The organism is Janthinobacterium sp. BJB446 (genome assembly GCF_002735655.1).
In the GTDB taxonomy this organism is placed as follows: Bacteria; Pseudomonadota; Gammaproteobacteria; order Burkholderiales; family Burkholderiaceae_D; genus Janthinobacterium; species Janthinobacterium lividum.
This window is the reverse complement of record NZ_PDZK01000007.1, coordinates 68237-84926: the sequence shown is the minus strand read 5'-3', so window position 1 is coordinate 84926 and position 16690 is coordinate 68237. Positions and strand designations below refer to the sequence as shown.

The 16690-nt window shown below is 63.4% G+C and carries 15 protein-coding genes; all 15 read left to right on the top strand.

All coding sequences use genetic code 11. From position 1 onward, the window contains the following. The first annotated feature begins 88 nt into the window (after window positions 1-88). The 15 genes from CSQ92_RS26720 (at window position 89) to CSQ92_RS26650 (ending at window position 16690) form a co-directional block, all read left to right on the top strand. Complete coding sequence (locus CSQ92_RS26720; protein WP_070278949.1) at window positions 89-664, top strand: DUF2975 domain-containing protein; 576 nt, start codon at window positions 89-91, stop codon at window positions 662-664. After that, window positions 664-897, top strand: coding sequence for a helix-turn-helix domain-containing protein (locus tag CSQ92_RS26715; protein ID WP_034778346.1), 234 nt, complete (start codon window positions 664-666; stop codon window positions 895-897). The genes CSQ92_RS26720 and CSQ92_RS26715 overlap by 1 nt, the downstream gene beginning before the upstream one ends. A 153-nt stretch (window positions 898-1050) precedes the next feature. Then, window positions 1051-2142 (top strand): redox-regulated ATPase YchF, encoded by a 1092-nt coding sequence (gene ychF / locus CSQ92_RS26710; protein WP_099395851.1) that lies wholly within the window; start codon window positions 1051-1053, stop codon window positions 2140-2142. A gap of 109 nt (window positions 2143-2251) precedes the next feature. Next, window positions 2252-3175, top strand: coding sequence for a glycosyltransferase family 2 protein (locus CSQ92_RS26705; RefSeq protein ID WP_099395850.1), 924 nt, complete (start codon window positions 2252-2254; stop codon window positions 3173-3175). A 55-nt stretch (window positions 3176-3230) separates the two neighbouring features. Further along, the gene (locus CSQ92_RS26700; protein WP_080753191.1) at window positions 3231-3779 is read left to right on the top strand and encodes a dTDP-4-dehydrorhamnose 3,5-epimerase family protein; all 549 of its coding nucleotides are present in this window, start codon (window positions 3231-3233) and stop codon (window positions 3777-3779) included. A gap of 18 nt (window positions 3780-3797) precedes the next feature. After that, the gene (locus tag CSQ92_RS26695) at window positions 3798-5213 is read left to right on the top strand and encodes a lipopolysaccharide biosynthesis protein (RefSeq protein ID WP_099395849.1); all 1416 of its coding nucleotides are present in this window, start codon (window positions 3798-3800) and stop codon (window positions 5211-5213) included. Between the two features lie 121 nt (window positions 5214-5334). Continuing rightward, window positions 5335-5853 carry a sigma-70 family RNA polymerase sigma factor gene (locus CSQ92_RS26690; RefSeq protein WP_092609933.1) on the top strand — a complete coding sequence of 173 codons (519 nt, stop codon included), beginning with the start codon at window positions 5335-5337 and terminating at the stop codon, window positions 5851-5853. 9 nt (window positions 5854-5862) lie between these two features. Next, the gene (locus CSQ92_RS26685; RefSeq protein ID WP_257219371.1) at window positions 5863-6825 is read left to right on the top strand and encodes a FecR domain-containing protein; all 963 of its coding nucleotides are present in this window, start codon (window positions 5863-5865) and stop codon (window positions 6823-6825) included. A gap of 114 nt (window positions 6826-6939) precedes the next feature. Next, entirely contained in the window at window positions 6940-8706 is a 1767-nt protein-coding gene (locus tag CSQ92_RS26680; protein WP_099395847.1) for an ABC transporter ATP-binding protein, read from the top strand. Then, window positions 8700-10475 (top strand): ABC transporter ATP-binding protein, encoded by a 1776-nt coding sequence (locus CSQ92_RS26675; protein WP_099395846.1) that lies wholly within the window; start codon window positions 8700-8702, stop codon window positions 10473-10475. Before CSQ92_RS26680 ends, CSQ92_RS26675 begins: the two co-directional genes overlap by 7 nt. A 13-nt stretch (window positions 10476-10488) precedes the next feature. Beyond that, on the top strand, window positions 10489-11433 hold the full coding sequence (locus CSQ92_RS26670) for an ABC transporter permease (RefSeq protein WP_257219370.1): 945 nt from the start codon (window positions 10489-10491) through the stop codon (window positions 11431-11433). Further along, window positions 11430-12380 carry an iron chelate uptake ABC transporter family permease subunit gene (locus tag CSQ92_RS26665; RefSeq protein WP_099395844.1) on the top strand — a complete coding sequence of 317 codons (951 nt, stop codon included), beginning with the start codon at window positions 11430-11432 and terminating at the stop codon, window positions 12378-12380. Before CSQ92_RS26670 ends, CSQ92_RS26665 begins: the two co-directional genes overlap by 4 nt. Then, window positions 12377-13147 carry an iron ABC transporter ATP-binding protein gene (locus tag CSQ92_RS26660; protein WP_099395843.1) on the top strand — a complete coding sequence of 257 codons (771 nt, stop codon included), beginning with the start codon at window positions 12377-12379 and terminating at the stop codon, window positions 13145-13147. The genes CSQ92_RS26665 and CSQ92_RS26660 overlap by 4 nt, the downstream gene beginning before the upstream one ends. A gap of 1 nt (window position 13148) precedes the next feature. Beyond that, window positions 13149-14132, top strand: coding sequence for a siderophore ABC transporter substrate-binding protein (locus tag CSQ92_RS26655; RefSeq protein WP_099395842.1), 984 nt, complete (start codon window positions 13149-13151; stop codon window positions 14130-14132). A gap of 104 nt (window positions 14133-14236) precedes the next feature. Further along, the gene (locus tag CSQ92_RS26650; RefSeq protein ID WP_099395841.1) at window positions 14237-16690 is read left to right on the top strand and encodes a TonB-dependent receptor; all 2454 of its coding nucleotides are present in this window, start codon (window positions 14237-14239) and stop codon (window positions 16688-16690) included.

The following is a 16690-nucleotide window of genomic DNA, read 5'->3' as shown; positions in this document are numbered from 1 at the left end:
ATGTTAAAATGGTCGCAAAACATGATTTAATTATTGTTTTACGATAATTTATTCTAGCGAGACTTGACGCTTTCGTATACTTTTAAATATGAAAAAAAATCCAGAGGGACCGGCGGCGCTGAGCCGGCGCGTGCGCTACGGCGTCTCCGCGTTCTTTGTGCTGTACCTGCTGCTGACGGTGCTGGGCTGGCTGGCGCCCGCGCCGGCCGCGCACGGCAGCCTGGGCGATGCGGGCATGTATGAATTGTTGCTGCAATTGCAGAGCCAGCCATTCGAGCGCCTGGCGGCCATGCCCTTGTGGCAGCGGGGTCTGGGCCTGGCGCTGGCCTTGCCAGCCTTGCTGGTGCTGGGCGACGCCGTGCGCCAGCTGGCCGTGGTCTTGCGCCAGTTCGAGCAGGGCGTGTTTTTTACGCCGCAGGTGGCGCAGCGCTTTCGCCGTTTTGCCGGTGGCTTGCTGCTGGGAACAGTGTTGACGTTGCTGGAGCCGACCGTGCGCGGCATGCTGTTTGGCTTGCTGGACGAGGGGACGAGCCAGTTGCGCCTGGTCATCGACATCACGGGTGGCGACTTGTGGACCTTGCTGCTGTGCACGGTTTTCCTTGCGCTGGCGCAAATCCTGCATGAAGGCCAGCGCCTGGCCGATGAAAACAGCGGGTTTATCTGATGGGCATCGTCGTGCGCCTCGACCTGGTACTGGCCAGGAAAAAAGTGAAATCGAAGGAATTGGCGGCCTTCATCGGCATCACGGAACAGAATTTGTCCCTCTTAAAGTCGGGCAAGGTGCGCGGCGTGCGTTTCGATACCCTGTCGAAAATCTGCGAGATGCTCGAATGCCAGCCCGGCGACATCCTGGAATTCGATGCGTCGCAGCCGGACGACGGGGATGGCGACAGTTAGCGGCACAGAGGGCGGTTTTTTTGAAGAGTAGGGTGCATAGAGGTACAATTGACCCTTACAAGCATTAATACAGCAAGATTATCCAGAAAACGCCCGCAACGGCCGTTTTGCACCAGCCGCTTGCCGGCAATATTGATTATTTAAAGGTTTTCCATGAGTCTCCAATGCGGTATCGTCGGCTTGCCGAACGTCGGCAAGTCCACCCTGTTCAATGCACTGACGAAAGCCGGCATCCCGGCTGAAAACTATCCGTTCTGCACCATCGAGCCGAACGTCGGCGTCGTCGAAGTGCCGGATCCGCGCATGGATGCGCTGGCCGCCATCGTCAAGCCGGAACGCATGGTCAACGCCATCGTGGAATTCGTCGACATCGCCGGCCTGGTGGCCGGTGCATCGAAGGGCGAGGGCCTGGGCAACCAGTTCCTGTCGCACATCCGCGAAACGGACGCCATCGTCAACGTCGTGCGCTGCTTCGAAGATGACAACGTCATCCACGTGGCCGGCAAGATCAATCCGCTCGACGATATCGAAGTCATCCAGACTGAACTGGCGCTGGCCGACATGGGCACCGTGGAAAAAGCCATTCACCGCGAAAACAAGAAAGCCCGTTCGGGCGACAAGGACGCGGCCAAGCTGCTGGCCATCATGGAACGCATGATGCCTTACCTGAACGATGCCAAGCCCGTGCGCGCCATGGGCCTGGACGCCGACGAAATGGAACTGATCAAGCCGCTGTGCCTGATCACGGCCAAGCCGGCCATGTTCGTGGCCAACGTGTCCGACACGGGCTTCACGAGTAACCCGTTGCTGGACCAGCTGACGGCCTACGCGCAATCGCAAAACGCGCCTATCGTCGCCATCTGCGCCGCGCTGGAAGCGGAAATCGCCGACCTGGACGATGCCGACAAGGGCGCTTTCCTGGCCGACATGGGCATGGAAGAGCCAGGCCTGGACCGTCTGATCCGCGGCGCGTACAAGCTGCTGGGCCTGCAAACCTACTTCACGGCTGGCGTGAAGGAAGTGCGCGCCTGGACCATCCATGTGGGCGACACGGCACCGCAAGCGGCCGGCGTGATCCACACCGACTTCGAACGCGGCTTCATCCGCGCGCAAACCATCGCCTATGACGACTTCATCGCCTACAAGGGCGAAGCGGGCGCCAAGGAAGCGGGCAAGATGCGCGCCGAAGGCAAGGAATACGTGGTCAAGGATGGCGACGTGCTGAACTTCCTGTTCAACGTCTAAGGACAGATGCTTGCTGGCGAGCGCCAGCAACATACTGCATCGTCCATTGCGAAATGCCGCTCAATGTATTTGGGCGGCATTTTTTTGTCTGTGATGTGAAAGGTTTGCCATGCAGTCAGAGAAACACCCGCTCGTTTCCATTGTCATGGCCACGTATAACCGGAGCAATATCCTCGGGTATGCGATTCAATCGGCACTCGCCAGCACCGTGCAGGATTGGGAACTGATTATCGTCGGCGATTGCTGCACCGACGACACTGCCGAGGTGGTCGCCGCGTTCGGCGACGCGCGTATCCGCTTTGTGAACCTGGACACCAATTACGGCGAGCAGACGGGACCCAACAATCTCGGTGTCAGCCTGGCGCGCGGCACCTATCTGGCATTCCTGAACCATGATGACCTGTGGTTGCCCGATCATTTGCAAAGCAGTATCGATGTCCTCGAGCGCGCTGGGGCTGACCTGGTCTTTGGCCAGGGACTGGTAGTCTTGCCGGAGGGATATCACATGGTGGGGGCGGTGACGGACGGCGTGCAACCATACCGTCCGTGGATGGACGTACCGGCCACTCTGTGGGTCATGCGGCGTGAGCTAGCCCTGCAGATCGGGCCATGGCAGCCGTCATGGGAAGTGCGCTGCTGGCCGTCGCAGGCGTGGTTGCACCGCGTGTACCGCGCGGGTCGAGCGATGCTGGCCCATCCCCGCATCGGAGCCATACTGATCCAGTCTGGCAGCCGCAGCAATTCCTACCTGGACCGGCAACACGCCGAGCATGCGTTCTGGTGGGAGCAGATGCAAGATCCGTTAAATATTCTGCAGGCTGTCACCACGCTGTACGGCAAGGTGGGCCATGAGCGTCGCATTGCACCGCTTCAATGTGTGGTCACTGCCATGAAAGCGTTGTCGCGGCGAATGTTATATAGCGTTGGCATGTGGCCGCCACAACCCAGTTATTGGCTTAAATATTGGCGTAAAGGAACGTTTATACGCGAATTGCGCCGCCGCCGGGGATTGAAGGACCTGCTGCGGCGATAGATAATACGGTTGCAATACATAAGAGCATTTTTATAAAATTTCTGGGGGTAATCTGGTGGCTGAGAAAGATAACTGGTTGTTGGCTGGCGCGAAGCAGGATGGCGAAAGCATTACCAAGGAATGGAAGCCGACGACACCTTCCTTGATCGATGGCGTGATTTTTCAGGAAATCAAGCCTGTCTTGACGGCGTACGGTAGCCTGACTGAAATTTTCCGTACTGAATGGGTGCCCGATGCGGCGCAGATAGGCCAGATATTCGCCTCGACCCTGGAGCCGGGCGGGCTGAGCGCCTGGCATGCGCATGCCATCACGACGGACCGCCTGTTCGTGGCGGCGGGCCAGATGCGCGTGGTGCTGTACGACGCGCGTGCAGATTCGCCCACCTTTGGCATGCTTAACGAATTCAAGCTGGGCACCAAGCGTCCCGGCCTGCTCGTCGTGCCGCCGCGCGTCTGGCATGGCGTGCAGAATTACTGCAGCACGCCAGCCATCCTCGTCAATGCGGTGGACCATGCGTATCGCTATGATGCGCCGGACCACTGGCGCGTGCCGGCCGATTCGGACACGGTGCCGTATCGTTTCTCCAACGACAGGCATGGCTGAAATGCCCTGCCTGGCTGAATGATGCGCCTGACCCGTCTCGCGGGTTTTTCAGCCGGCCCCATCTTGTCGCTGCTGTGCAGCCTTGCCACCGTGCCTGCCGTGGCCTGGCTATTTCCGCCTGCCGATATCGGCAAGCTGGATTTCTTCATGACCGCGTGCACGGTGGCCGGTTTGCTGCTGTCGCTGGGGCTGGATAAGGCCTTTCTGCATGAATACCATTACAGCACCGTGCGTAGCGGCTTGCTGAAGGCGTGCCTGTTGCCGGCCGTGCTGCTGGCTCCCGTGGCGCTGGCCGTGATACTGCTGTTTGCCGCGCCGGTAGCGCAACTGTTATTTGACGTTGCGCAACCCGCACTGGCCGTCTTGTTCGCGGCAGGCATGCTGAGCGCCCTGGCCAATCGCCTGATCGCGCAACTCTTTCGCATGCAGGAGCGCGCCTGGATATTCAGCCTGGCGCAGGTGCTGCCAAAAATGACGCTGCTGTTGCTGCTGCCTGTCCTGTGGTGGGATCCGCAGCGCAATTTCGTGCACCTGGCAACCCTGGTCGTGGCCGCCACCTGGCTGGTCACGCTATGGCTGCTGTGGCATGCGCGCGTATCGCTGGCGCAAGCCTGGGCTGCCACCATGGACCGCGTGCTGCTGCGGCGTTTGCTTTCCGAGGCGGGGCCCCTGCTGGTGAGCGGCATTTTCTACCTGTCCATGCTGTCGGCCGGCATGGGCTTGCTGCGTTTCTTTGCCGGCTTTGAGGAACTCGGTATTTATGCGCTGGCCATGCGCGTGGCCGCCGGCGCCTGGCTGGTGCAGTCGATTTTTACGATTGTCTGGGTGCCGCAAGTGCACAAATGGGCCGCCGCCGGTGGCGACCTGTCGAATATTGCCGCCATTTGCCGCCATGCGCAGGCCATCGTGGTCGTGGGCTTTTGCCTGGCGGGCGCCCTGGCCTGGCTGATCGGATGGATATTGCCTCTCAATTATCATGGCGTCGCCTACCTGGCGGTGGCCACCGTGGGCCAGCCGCTGCTGTACGCCCTGGCGGAAGTGAGCGGTGTCGGCATCAGCCTGGCCCGCCGTCCTTCCTTATCCATCGCCGCTTTCGCGGCAGGCTTGCTGGGCACCTTGCTGGCGGGCGCCGTGCTGGTGCCGCGCTGTGGCGCCATGGGCGCCGCCGTGGCGCAGTTGCTGGGTTTCCTCGTGTATTTTGTCGTCAAGACGGAACTGGGCATGCGCGTCTGGCGTCCGCTGCCGCGCCGTTCGCTGTACCTGAACGCCATCGTGCTGTCGCTGCTGGCGATGGGGCATGCCCTTTTTGCCCAGCGCCTGGGGCTGCTTGCTCCGCTGGCGTGGGGCGTGCTGCTGGCGGCCGCACTGCACGTCTACCGGCCTTCGCTATGGGCCGCCTTCAGGCTGCTCAAGCCGGCCAGGCAGCAGGGCTGACGGCGTTTGCTGCCCGCCGCCGTGTTGCGCTTTCCTTGTTACTCCGCGTACAATGAGAATAATTCTCATTTATAATCCGATGCGCCTGTTCTTGCCGGCCGTTGGCGACAGGAAGGGTATCGTGAGCACCGCCGAGTTAGCGCTTCAGCAGCAAGTCAGCAGTCTTTACACCGACCACCATCACTGGCTGCGTGGCTTGCTGCGCCGTAAACTCGGCAATGCCTTCGATGCGGCCGACCTGGCGCACGATGTGTACCTGCACCTGATGAAGACGGGCAGGGTGCCGCCGGCCGGGGAGTCGCGCCGTCACCTGACGCAGATCGCCAACGGCATGGTCATCGACCTGTACCGCCGCCGCCAGATCGAAGCGGCCTACCTGGAAGTGCTGGCCCTGGTGCCCGAAGCGCTGGCGCCGTCCGAGGAAGAGCGCGCCCTGGTGATCGAGGCACTGACGGAAATCGATGCGGTGCTGCACCGGTTGCCCGCCAAGGCGCGCAAGGCATTGCTGCTGTGCAAACTCGATGGCCTGAGCTACCGCGACATCGCCGCCGAACTGGACGTCTCGGTGTCCTCCGTCGAAAAATACATCGCCGCCGGCTTGCTGGCCTGCTATCAAGCCATGCATGCGCCGGACGCCTGAGCGATGGAGGTGGTGATTGCACCGGCCATCGTCCAGCAGGCGGCCCAGTGGATGGCGCGCCTGTGGTCCGATGACGCCAGCGAGGAAGACCGGGCTGCCTGTGCCCGCTGGCGTGCCGCCCATCCCCACCACGACCTCGCCTGGCAGCGTTTGCAAGCGTTCGAAGGCAAGCTGCACAGCGTGCCGCGCGATGCGGCCCGGCATGCGCTGCGCGAACCGGCGCCGGCCGCCTACCTGAACCGCCGCCGTGCCCTGAAGCTGCTGGCCGTGCTGCTGCCCGTGGGCGGCATGGCGTACCTGCTGCGCGGCACGGATGCCTGGCAAGTGGCCACGGCCGGCCACGGCACCGGCACAGGCGAGATCCGCGAGATGACTTTGCCTGACGGCACGCGCGTGATGCTCGCTTCCGCTTCCGCCATCGACGTGCGCTTCGACGCCAGCGAGCGCTTGCTGATCCTGCGCAGCGGCGAAATCCTCGTCACGACGGCGCACGATCCCGATCCGGCGCAGCGGCCTTTCCGCGTGCAGGGACGCCACGGCACGGTGCGGGCGCTGGGCACGCGTTTTACATTGCGGCAAGACGAACACACGTCGCGCGTGGCCGTCTTCGAGGGCGCCATCGAAGTGCGCCTCGCGCATGCGCCTGGCCAGGCCGTGCGCATCGACACGGGTTACAGCGCCATCTTCTCGGCCGACATCGTGCAATCGGCAGCACCCGTGCCGGCCAGCGCCATGGCCTGGAGCAAGGGCGTGCTGGTGGCCGACAACATGCGCCTGGACGAGCTGCTTGCGGAACTGGCCCGCTATCGCCCCGGCCTGCTGCGCTGCGACCCTGCCGTGGCCAGCTTGAGCGTCAATGGCGTATTTTCCCTGCGCGACACGGACCGCGCGCTGCACAACCTGGCGCTGGCCTTGCCCGTGCAAATCGTTGCGCGCACGCGCTACTGGGTGACGGTGCAAGCCATACCCTAACCTCTGCCTGATTATTTCGCGGACCCGATTGAGGGTTTCGCATTCTCGTTCGGGATATAGGGTGAGAGCCACCCTTAATCATTGACCTTATGCACGTTTTTCCCCGCATTTCCCATGAGTAACCCAAGCCGACAGGCCGGCCCGATCAGCCGGATACTCCAGCCCATCCGCGGACGCCTGATCGCCGCCGCCGTGCTGGCCGGCGCTGGTTCCATGCTCACCCTGGTACCGCTGGCAGGCATCGCGCAGATCGCGCAAATCGCCCTGAACCCCGCGCTGGCGCGGGGCGATGTATGGCAGATCATCATCGCCAGCGTCGCTTGCCTGTTTGCCGGCATGGCCCTGATCTCGCTGGGCGAGCTGGCCGCGCACCTGGCCGACAACCGCCTCACCCATCAACTGCGCCTGCAAGCCATGCAGCGCCTGGGGCAAGTGCCGCTGGGCTGGTTCACCAGCCGAGCTTCGGGCGAGGTCAAGCAGGCGATGCAGGACGATATCAATACCCTGCACAGCCTCACGGCGCACTTCTACACGACGACGGGGCGCGCCGTGGGCGCCATCGCCATCTCGATTATTTACCTGTTCGCCATGGACTGGCGCCTGGCCCTCATCGCCATCCTGCCATTTCCCGGCTTCTTCCTGTTCTTTGGCCGTGCCATGAAAGCCAGCGGCGGCAACATGGAACAATTCGTCGCCGGCATGGGGCGCATCAACAATGCCGTGGTGGAGTTCGTCAACGGTATTCCCGTGGTCAAGGCCTTTGGCGCCACGGGACGCGCGCATGGCAGCTACCGCACTGCCGTCGATGCGTTTGCCGCGGCATTCGCCGCGTTTACGCGTCCGCTGGTCGGCTCGATGGCGAATGCCAATGCGCTGATCGCACCCGTCGCCGTGCTGGGCGTGGTGGTGATTGCCGGCACGGCCTTCGTGGCCTTGGAGGCGATGGCGCCCGTGGATATCCTGCCGTTCGCCCTGGTGGCGCCCGGCATTTCCGCGCCCATGCTATTGCTGCATTACCTGACGCATGACCTCAACAATGCCACGGGTGCCGCCCAGCGCGTGCAAGCCTTGCTCGACACGCCCGTACTGGCGCAGCCGGCACCGGATGAGCAGCAATTGCCTGACGGCACGGAGATTCGCCTGGAAGGCGTCGCTTATGCCTACGATGGACACAACAAGGTGCTGTCGGACATCACGCTCACTTTGCGTCCTGGCACGGTGACGGCCATCGTCGGCGCCTCCGGTTCCGGCAAGTCGACCCTGGCACGGTTGCTGCTGCGCTTTTTCGACCCGACCGAAGGACGCATCACCCTCGGTGGCGTCGACCTGCGGCACATCGCCACGCCAGAGTTGTACCGGCGCATCGGTTTCGTGCTGCAGGAAGTGCGGCTGATCCACGCCAGCGTGCGCGAGAACATCGGGCTGGGCCGGCCGTCGGCCAGCTTGCAGGAAATTGAAGCGGCGGCGCGCCTGGCGAACATTCACGAGCGCCTCCTGGCCTTGCCACGCGGCTACGATTCCGTCATCGGCGAGGATGCGCAACTGTCCGGCGGCGAGTTGCAGCGCGTGAGCATCGCGCGCGCCGTGCTGCTCGACCCGCCCGTGCTGGTGCTCGACGAGGCGACGGCCGCGGCCGATGCGGAAAACGAAGTGGCGATCCAGGACGCGCTGTCGCGCTTTGCCCAAGGCCGCACCTTGCTGGTGATCGCGCACCGGCTCGACACGGTCATGCATGCCGACAATATCGTCGTTGTCGAGAACGGTGTCATCGTCGAGCAGGGCAGCCATGCCGGCTTGCTTGCCCGCCAGGGCCGCTATGCGCAACTGTGGGCGCTGGGCGGCTATCAAGCCACCTCGAAAGAAACGGTGCTCCCATGCTGAAAACATTCATTCAACTGCTGGGCGACGATGCGCCCGTGTTTCGCCGCTACTGTGCCATGGCACTTGCGTACGGCGTGCTCAGCGGGCTGACGATCACGGCGCTGGTGCTGGCCCTGGGACGCTTGCTGGCCGGCGATACGGGCGGCGCGGCCCTGTGGCTAATCGTGCTGCTGGCCGGGCTGGTCGCTTGCTGGGCCTGGCGGCGCCAGGTGGAAAAAGCGGGCGTGCGCGTGGGCGTGACGGTCTTGCAAGGGACGCGCCAGCGCCTGGGCGACCACGTGGCGCGCCTGCCCGTCGGCTGGTTTACGCCGGAGAATACAGCGAAGCTGGGCCATGTCATCACGCAAGGCATGATGAATGTGGCCCAGCTGCCCGCCCACGTGCTCACGCCTGTCATCTGCGGTGCCGTCACGCCCGTGGTGATGCTTGCCGCGCTGTTTGCGCTGCACTGGCAACTGGGTGTCATCGCGTTGCTGGCGCTGCCCTTGCTGGCGGGCGCCTTGCGGCTCACGGCATACCTGGGCCAGCGCGCCGACGATGCCTACCACCATCATTTCGCCCAGACCAGCCAGCGCCTCGTCGAGTTTGCGCAAGCGCAATCCGTCTTGCGCGCATTCAATGGTAACGGCGGTGGTGCGGCTGACAGCGGCACGCGTTTCCTGCAGCAAGCCATCGACGCGCAGCGCCACGCGGGCACGCGGCTCATTTACCTGTCGGCGCTGTCGTCCGTGCTTAACGCCTGGACCGTGCAAGCCATCTTCGCCGCCTTGCTGGCCGCCGCCGCACTGTGGCTTAGCAGCCTGGCGGGCGGTGCTGCCGGCGCGGGCGACACCATCGCCGTCATCGTGGCCTTGCTGCTGGTGGTGCGCTTTGTCGACCCGCTGCAGGAAGTGGCCAGCTATGGCGAAGTGCTGCGCGGCGCGCGCGGTCCGCTGGACGCTGCGCGCGATATCTTCGCCGTGCAGCCTCTGCCGGAAGCACACAAGCCGCAAGCACCGCGCGATGGTTCCGTCGAGCTGCGCGGCGTGGCTTTCCGCTATGCACAGGATCAAGCCGACGTATTGACGGACATCAACCTGCACATCGCGCCGGGCAGCATGACGGCGCTGATCGGCGCCTCCGGCTCCGGCAAGACGACCCTGGTGCGCCTGATCGCGCGCTTCTTTGACGTCAGTGCCGGCACGGTGCGGGTGGGCGGCGTCGATGTGCGCGACATGTCCAGCGAGCAATTGGCCGGCCAGATCAGCCAGATATTCCAGGACAGTTATCTGTTCCAGGGCAGCATCGGCGACAACATCCGCATCGGCAAGCCGGATGCCACCGATGCCGAGGTGCTGGAAGCGGCGCGGCAGGCGGGAGTGGGCGAAATCATCGCCCGCTTGCCGCAGGGGCTTGATACCCTGGTGGGCGAGGGCGGCGCGCGCCTGTCCGGCGGCGAACGCCAGCGTATCGCGATTGCGCGCGCGCTGGTCAAGGATGCGCCGATTCTGCTGGTCGACGAGGCGACGGCCGCGCTCGACGCGGAAAACCAGGCCGCCATCGCCGAAGCGCTGGCGCGGCTGCGCGGCCGGCGCACGGTGATCGTCATCGCGCACCAGCTGTCGACGGTGGCCATGGCCGACCAGATCGTCGTGCTGGACGGTGGCACGATTCGCGAGCAGGGCACGCCAAGCGCCTTGCGCGCGCAGGACGGCCTGTATGCGCACTTCCTGGCGCAGCGCCAGGCGGCCAAGGGCTGGCGCATCGCCTCCGCCGCGCCGCAGCAATGAACGGGATGACGATTTGACGCGCGCGAGTCTGCTGTGCCTGTTCTTCCTGCTGTGCTGCGCGTCCTTGCTGGTCGGTGCAAGGCGGATGGAGTGGGCACAGCTGTTGTCCTCTTCCGATGACGCTTGGCTGACCCTGACGGCCAGCCGCCTGCCACGCCTGGCCGCGCTGGTGCTGACGGGTGTGGGCCTGTCTGTCTGCGGCGTCATCCTGCAGCACATCGTGCGCAACAAATTCGTCGAACCGGCCACCTCGGGCGGCCTCGACGCGGCCAAGCTGGGCATCCTCGTGGCGCTGACCATGGCGCCCGCGGCGGGCACGGCCGGCAAGATGGCGTTCGCGCTGGCCTTCTGTTTTGCCGCCAGCGTACTGTATGTTGCCCTGATCCGCCGCATCCGCTTCAAGAACACGATCCTCGTGCCCGTCATCGGCCTCGTGTATGGCGGCGTGCTCAGCGCCTTGGCCGAATTCTATGCCTACCGCAACAACATCCTGCAAAGCATGCAGGGCTGGCTGCTCGGCGATTTTTCGCGCATCGTGCAGGGCAACTATGAAATCATTTATCTGATCCTGCCCATCGTCGCCCTCACGTACTTGTACGCGCAGCGTTTTACCGTGCTGGGTATGGGCGAGGGCATGGCCACCAGCCTGGGCTTGAATTATGCGGGCACGGTGGCGCTGGGCCTGATGCTGGTGGCCGTCACGGTGGCGGCCACGGTGATCACGGTGGGGGCGATCCCGTTTGTCGGGCTGGCCATTCCCAACCTGGTGGCGCTGCGTTACGGCGACAACCTGGCGCGCACCCTGCCCATCGTGGCGCTGGGCGGCGCGGCGCTGCTGCTGGCCTGCGACATCGCCGGGCGCCTGCTGATCTATCCATTCGAAGTGCCGATCGGCCTGACGGCGGGCGGCGTGGGCGGGGTGCTGTTCCTCGTGCTGATCATCCGGGGGCGGCGATGAGGGACGTATTGACGCAACGGACGTTGTGGCTGGCCGTGTTTGGATTGGGGCTGGCTTTCCTCTTCATCGGTGCGAATCTCGACTTCGATTACATCATCCCGAAGCGATTATCGCGCCTGGCCGCCATCCTCATCGGCGGCGTCTGCGTGGCCGTGTCGTCGATTGTATTCCAGACCATCGCCGGCAACCGCATCCTGACGCCGGCCGTCATGGGCTATGAAGCCGTGTACCTGCTGTTGCAATCGCTGCTGATCCTCGCGATGGGCATGCACAGCGTGGTGCTGCTGGGGCAGAACGGCAACTTCGTGCTGTCCATCGCGCTGATGCTGGCGTATTCCTGGGCCATCCACTATTGGTTGTTTCGTGATGGCAAGAACAACGTGTATTTTCTGTTGCTGCTGGGATTCGTGCTGACGATGGTGATCGGCACATTTACCCAGTTCATCCAGCTGCGCATCAGTCCCGGTGAATTTGCCATTTTGCAGGGTTTCAGCCAGGCATCGTTCAACAAGGCGCAGCCCGCACAATTGCTGTACTCGGCCTTGCTGGTGGGCGCTGCCTGCGTGGCCGTGGTGAAAGCCCTGCCGGCGCTCGACGTGCTGGCGTTGGGACGCGAGCAGGCCATCTCGCTCGGTATCGATTACCGGCGCATGGTGCAATTGCAGCTGGCGCTGATCGCCGTGCTGGTGGCCGTGTCGACAAGCTTGCTGGGGCCCACGGCCTTTATGGGCATCTTTGTAGCGAACACGACTTATGCCCTGGCCCGCACGGCACGCCACAGGGCCACCTTGCCCTTGGGCTGCGCCATCGCCATCGCCATCTTCCTGGCCGCCCAGCTGCTGGTCGAGCACGTTTTCAACTACCGGACCACGGTTGGCATCCTTGTCAACCTGGTGTGCGGCGCGTATTTCCTCGCGCTCATGGTCCGAACCCGGGGCACCGCATGATCCACGTCAACCATATCGAAAAAAGCTACGGCGCCAGGCGCGTGCTGGACAACGTCAGCGCGCAGTTTCCCAAGGGTAAAGTGACGTCCTTGATCGGCCCGAATGGCGCCGGCAAGACGACCTTGCTGATGCTCATCGCGCGCCTGCAGGAAGCGAATGGCGGCGAGATTACGATAGACGGGCACAGCATTGCGCACATCAAGATCCAGGACTATGCGCGACTGGTGGCCACCCTGCGCCAGTCGCCCGATTTTCATCTGCGCCTGACGGTGGAAGAGCTGGTCGCCTTCGGCCGCTTTCCTTACAGCCGAGGTAGCTTGACGCCGCAAGACCGGCAAGCCATTGATGACGCCATCGCCTTCCTGTCGCTGGAGCATCTGCGCCTGGCGTATGTCGATGAATTGAGCGGCGGCCAGCGGCAGATGGCCTTCCTGGCCATGACGATTGCCCAGCAGACCGACATTTTGCTGCTTGACGAGCCGCTCAACAACCTCGACATGAAGCACGCCGTGCAGATCATGCGCGCGCTGCGGCGCCTGTGCGACGAGCAGGGCCGCACCGTGGTCCTGGTGATCCACGACATCAATTTCGCCGCCAATTATTCCGACCACATCGTCGCCATGCAGGGCGGCGCCGTGCGCTTTTCCGGCCCCGCCCACGAGGTCGTGACGGAACAGCGCTTGCGGGCGCTGTACGACATCGATTTTCACATCGTGCGCAACGAGCGCAGCTGTGTCTGCAATTACTTTACCCCCACAGGAGCTTGAGATGATCTGGAACAAATCCCGCTGCGCGCTGGTCGTGCTGCTCGCCGCCATGGCCGCCCTGCAAGGCTGCAGCGACAAGGCGGCCACGGCGCCGCCAGCGCCTGCCGCTTCCGCGTCAGAGCAGGCATTTACCCCCATCACCATCGAGCACAAGCTGGGCACGACGGTGGTCACACATCGTCCGCAGAAGGTGGCCGTGCTCGACATGAACGAAGTTGATTTTCTCGACCAACTGGGCGTGCCGGTCGCCGGCATGGTGAAGGATTACGTGCCGCACTTTCTTTCTCGCTACAAGGATGACCAGGGTATCCGCGACCTGGGCGCCATCGTGCAGCCCAATCTCGAGCACATCCACGCGCTCCAGCCCGATCTGATACTGATGACGTCGATCCAGGCCAACCACTACAAGGAACTGAGCCAGATCGCGCCCACCTTGCATTTCGACGTGGATTACCAGAACAGCGAGAGCAAGCACATCGACGTGGTCAAGCAACACTTGCTGACCCTGGGGCGCATCTTCGGCAAGGAAGACATCGCCAGCCGGAAAGCGCAGGAGCTGGACGCCAAGGTGGCGGACGCGCGCAAGGTGACGCAGGACCGTCCCGAGAAAGCGCTCATCGTGCTGCACAACAATGGCGCCTTCAGCGCGTTCGGCGTGCGGTCGCGCTACGGTTTTGTCTTCGATGCGCTGGGCGTGCAACCTGCCAGCACAGCCGTCGAGGCGGGTTTGCATGGCCAGCCGATTTCCAGCGAATTCATCCAGCAAGCCAATCCCGACATCATCTATGTGGTGGATCGCACGGCCGTGATGGAACACCGTCCCGTCATGACGCCCGAACAGATGGCCAATCCGCTGCTGCGCCAGACCAATGCCTGGAAGAATGGCCGCGTGGTCTTTGTCGATGCCGACGCCTGGTACATCACGGCGGCCAGCGTGACGTCGCTGAAGCGGGTGATCGACGATGTGCTGAAGGGCTATCAGTAATCAATAGTTTTCGTAATGATTCGTATTTGCATTGAGGGTTTTGCCTTTTCGTTCGGGAGATAGGGTGAGAGCAAGCAATCATCCCATCTGAAAGGATTTACTGTATGACCCAACGCATGGCAACGCGCCACCTTCCCGCCTTGAACCTGAGCCGCATCGCCACCGCCGTGCAACTGGCGCTTATCACGGGCTTGACCGTAGGGGTGTTGGGCGTGGCGGCCCCGTCAGCCTACGCGCAAGCGGGGGCGGGCCAGGCCCGGCAAGCGTTCAGCGTGCCGGCCGGTACACTGGGCCTGGCGCTCAATACCTTTGCCGCCGAAGCGGGGGTTGAATTGACGGTCGAGGCTAGCCTGCTGCAAGGCAAGAGCAGCGCCGGCCTGTCCGGCAGCTACAGCGTGCCTGAAGGCTTTTACGAATTGCTGCGCGGCCACGGCTTGCAAGCCGTGCGCGAGGGCAATGGCAGCTACACGGTGCGCCGCGAAGCGGCGCATAGCGCCGCCGCCGAGGCTGCCGCCACCATGCCGGCCGTGACGGTATGGGGCAAGGGCAATGCGGTGACGGATGCCTACGCAGGCGGCCAAGTGGTGTCCGGCGGCCGCGTGGGATTCCTGGGAGACAAGGACTTCATGGAAACCCCGTTCAACACCATCAGCTATACGGATAAATTCATCGAAGACCGGCAGGCGCGCGACATCACCGATGTGATTTCCGCCACCGACCCTACCGTCTTCAGCAGCGGCATGACGGGCATCATCGGCGAGAATTATTCGATACGGGGCTTCAGTTCGAATATCGGCGACGTCGCGTTTGGCGGCTTGTACGGCATCTCTCCCTACTACCGCACCTCGCCTGAAATGTTCGAGCGCATCGAGGTGCTGAAGGGACCGTCGGCCTTGCTCAATGGCATGCCGCCGGGCGGTTCCGTGGGCGGCAGCATCAACCTCGTGCCCAAGCGGGCAGGCGATACGCCGCTGGCGCGGGTGACGGCGTCGTATATGTCGGACGCGCAATGGGGCGGCCATGTGGACCTGGGCCAGCGCTTTGGCGAAAACAAGCAATTCGGCATCCGCGTCAACGGCGTCTACCGCGATGGCGACGGCGCCATCGACCATCAGAAAAAGAAGACCAAGCTCGTCTCCGTGGGCCTGGACTGGCGTGGCAACGGTGCGCGCCTGTCCGCCGACCTGTATCACAGCGAGGACCGCGCCGATGGCTTGAACCGGGGCGTCAACCTGGCCGCCGGCTTGCCCGTGCCGCGTCCGCCGAAAGCGGAAACCTTATTAAATCCCAGCTGGGCGTTCTACGATACCAGGGACAAGGGCGCCATGCTGCGCGGCGAGCTTGACTTGAATGCGCAAGTGATGGCGTATGCCGCCGTGGGCGCCAGCCGGGCCGACTATCAGTCGACGGGCGCGTACCTGATCCAGGTGTTCAACACGGCTGGCGACTACCGCACCAATCTTGCCGACCTGGGTTTTGACGTAGAAAAGCAATCGGCGGAAGCAGGCTTGCGGGGCAAGCTGCGCACGGGCGATATCGGCCATCAATGGGCCGTCAACGCCACCTATTATCATCATACGGACAAGCAGTACGGCCGCAGGAATACCCTGGCGAAAGACTGGATCACGAATATCTACAACCCCGTATGGGGTCCGGCGACGCGCTTCGAGGCGCCGCAAATTTCCAAGGCAGAACTGCGCCTGGCCAGTGTCGGCCTGGTCGATACGCTTTCTTTTGCGCAAGACACCGTGCAGCTGACGGTGGGCTTGCGCCGCCAGGAAGTGCTCAGCGATAACTTCAACATCAAGACGGGCGCGCGCACCTCGCGCTATGACGAAGGCGCCACCACGCCGGCCGTCGCCCTGCTGATCAAGGCCAGCAAGACGATTTCCCTGTACGGCAACTACATCGAAGGCTTGAGCCAGGGCGCCACGGCGCCGTTGACGGCGGCCAACTCGGGCGAGGTCTTTGCGCCATACAAGTCGAAGCAGGCGGAGCTTGGCGTCAAGGTCGACCTGGGCGAGTTCGCGCATACGGTCAGCGTGTATGAAATCAAGCGCCCCAGCAGCTATGTCGACCCGGTCAGCAATATCTTTTCCTTCGGCGGCGAACAGCGCAACCGCGGCATCGACTGGGGCTTCTTCGGTTCGCCCTTGCGCGACGTGCGCCTGATGGGCGGCGTGGCGTATGTCGATCCCGTCTTGAGCAAGACGGTGGGCGGCGCCAACCAGGGCAAGCAGGCCACGGGCGTGCCCAAGCTGCAAGCCAAGCTCGGTGTCGAATGGGATACGCCCGCCATCCCCGGCGTGACCCTGACGGCAAATGCGACGGCGGCATCGAAGCAATACATCAATGCCGACAATTCGATGTCCGTGCCGGGCCGTACCGTGTTTGACTTGGGTGCCCGCTATGCGACGCAGGCGGCTGGCCGGCCCCTGACCGTGCGCGCCAGCGTGACGAACGTCGGCAACAGGGCGTACTGGGCGCTGCCGCAATGGACCAGCCTGGGCCTGGGCGCGCCGCGCACCGTCATGCTGTCGGCCACGACGGAGTTTTAA

Coding starts and splice junctions, on each gene's coding strand:
- CSQ92_RS26660 (WP_099395843.1), top strand. CDS start 12,377: ATGATCCACGTCAACCATATCGAAAAAAGCTACGGCGCCAGGCGCGTG.
- CSQ92_RS26655 (WP_099395842.1), top strand. CDS start 13,149: ATGATCTGGAACAAATCCCGCTGCGCGCTGGTCGTGCTGCTCGCCGCC.
- CSQ92_RS26680 (WP_099395847.1), top strand. CDS start 6,940: ATGAGTAACCCAAGCCGACAGGCCGGCCCGATCAGCCGGATACTCCAG.
- CSQ92_RS26720 (WP_070278949.1), top strand. CDS start 89: ATGAAAAAAAATCCAGAGGGACCGGCGGCGCTGAGCCGGCGCGTGCGC.
- CSQ92_RS26675 (WP_099395846.1), top strand. CDS start 8,700: ATGCTGAAAACATTCATTCAACTGCTGGGCGACGATGCGCCCGTGTTT.
- CSQ92_RS26705 (WP_099395850.1), top strand. CDS start 2,252: ATGCAGTCAGAGAAACACCCGCTCGTTTCCATTGTCATGGCCACGTAT.
- CSQ92_RS26695 (WP_099395849.1), top strand. CDS start 3,798: ATGATGCGCCTGACCCGTCTCGCGGGTTTTTCAGCCGGCCCCATCTTG.
- ychF (WP_099395851.1), top strand. CDS start 1,051: ATGAGTCTCCAATGCGGTATCGTCGGCTTGCCGAACGTCGGCAAGTCC.
- CSQ92_RS26650 (WP_099395841.1), top strand. CDS start 14,237: ATGACCCAACGCATGGCAACGCGCCACCTTCCCGCCTTGAACCTGAGC.
- CSQ92_RS26715 (WP_034778346.1), top strand. CDS start 664: ATGGGCATCGTCGTGCGCCTCGACCTGGTACTGGCCAGGAAAAAAGTG.
- CSQ92_RS26665 (WP_099395844.1), top strand. CDS start 11,430: ATGAGGGACGTATTGACGCAACGGACGTTGTGGCTGGCCGTGTTTGGA.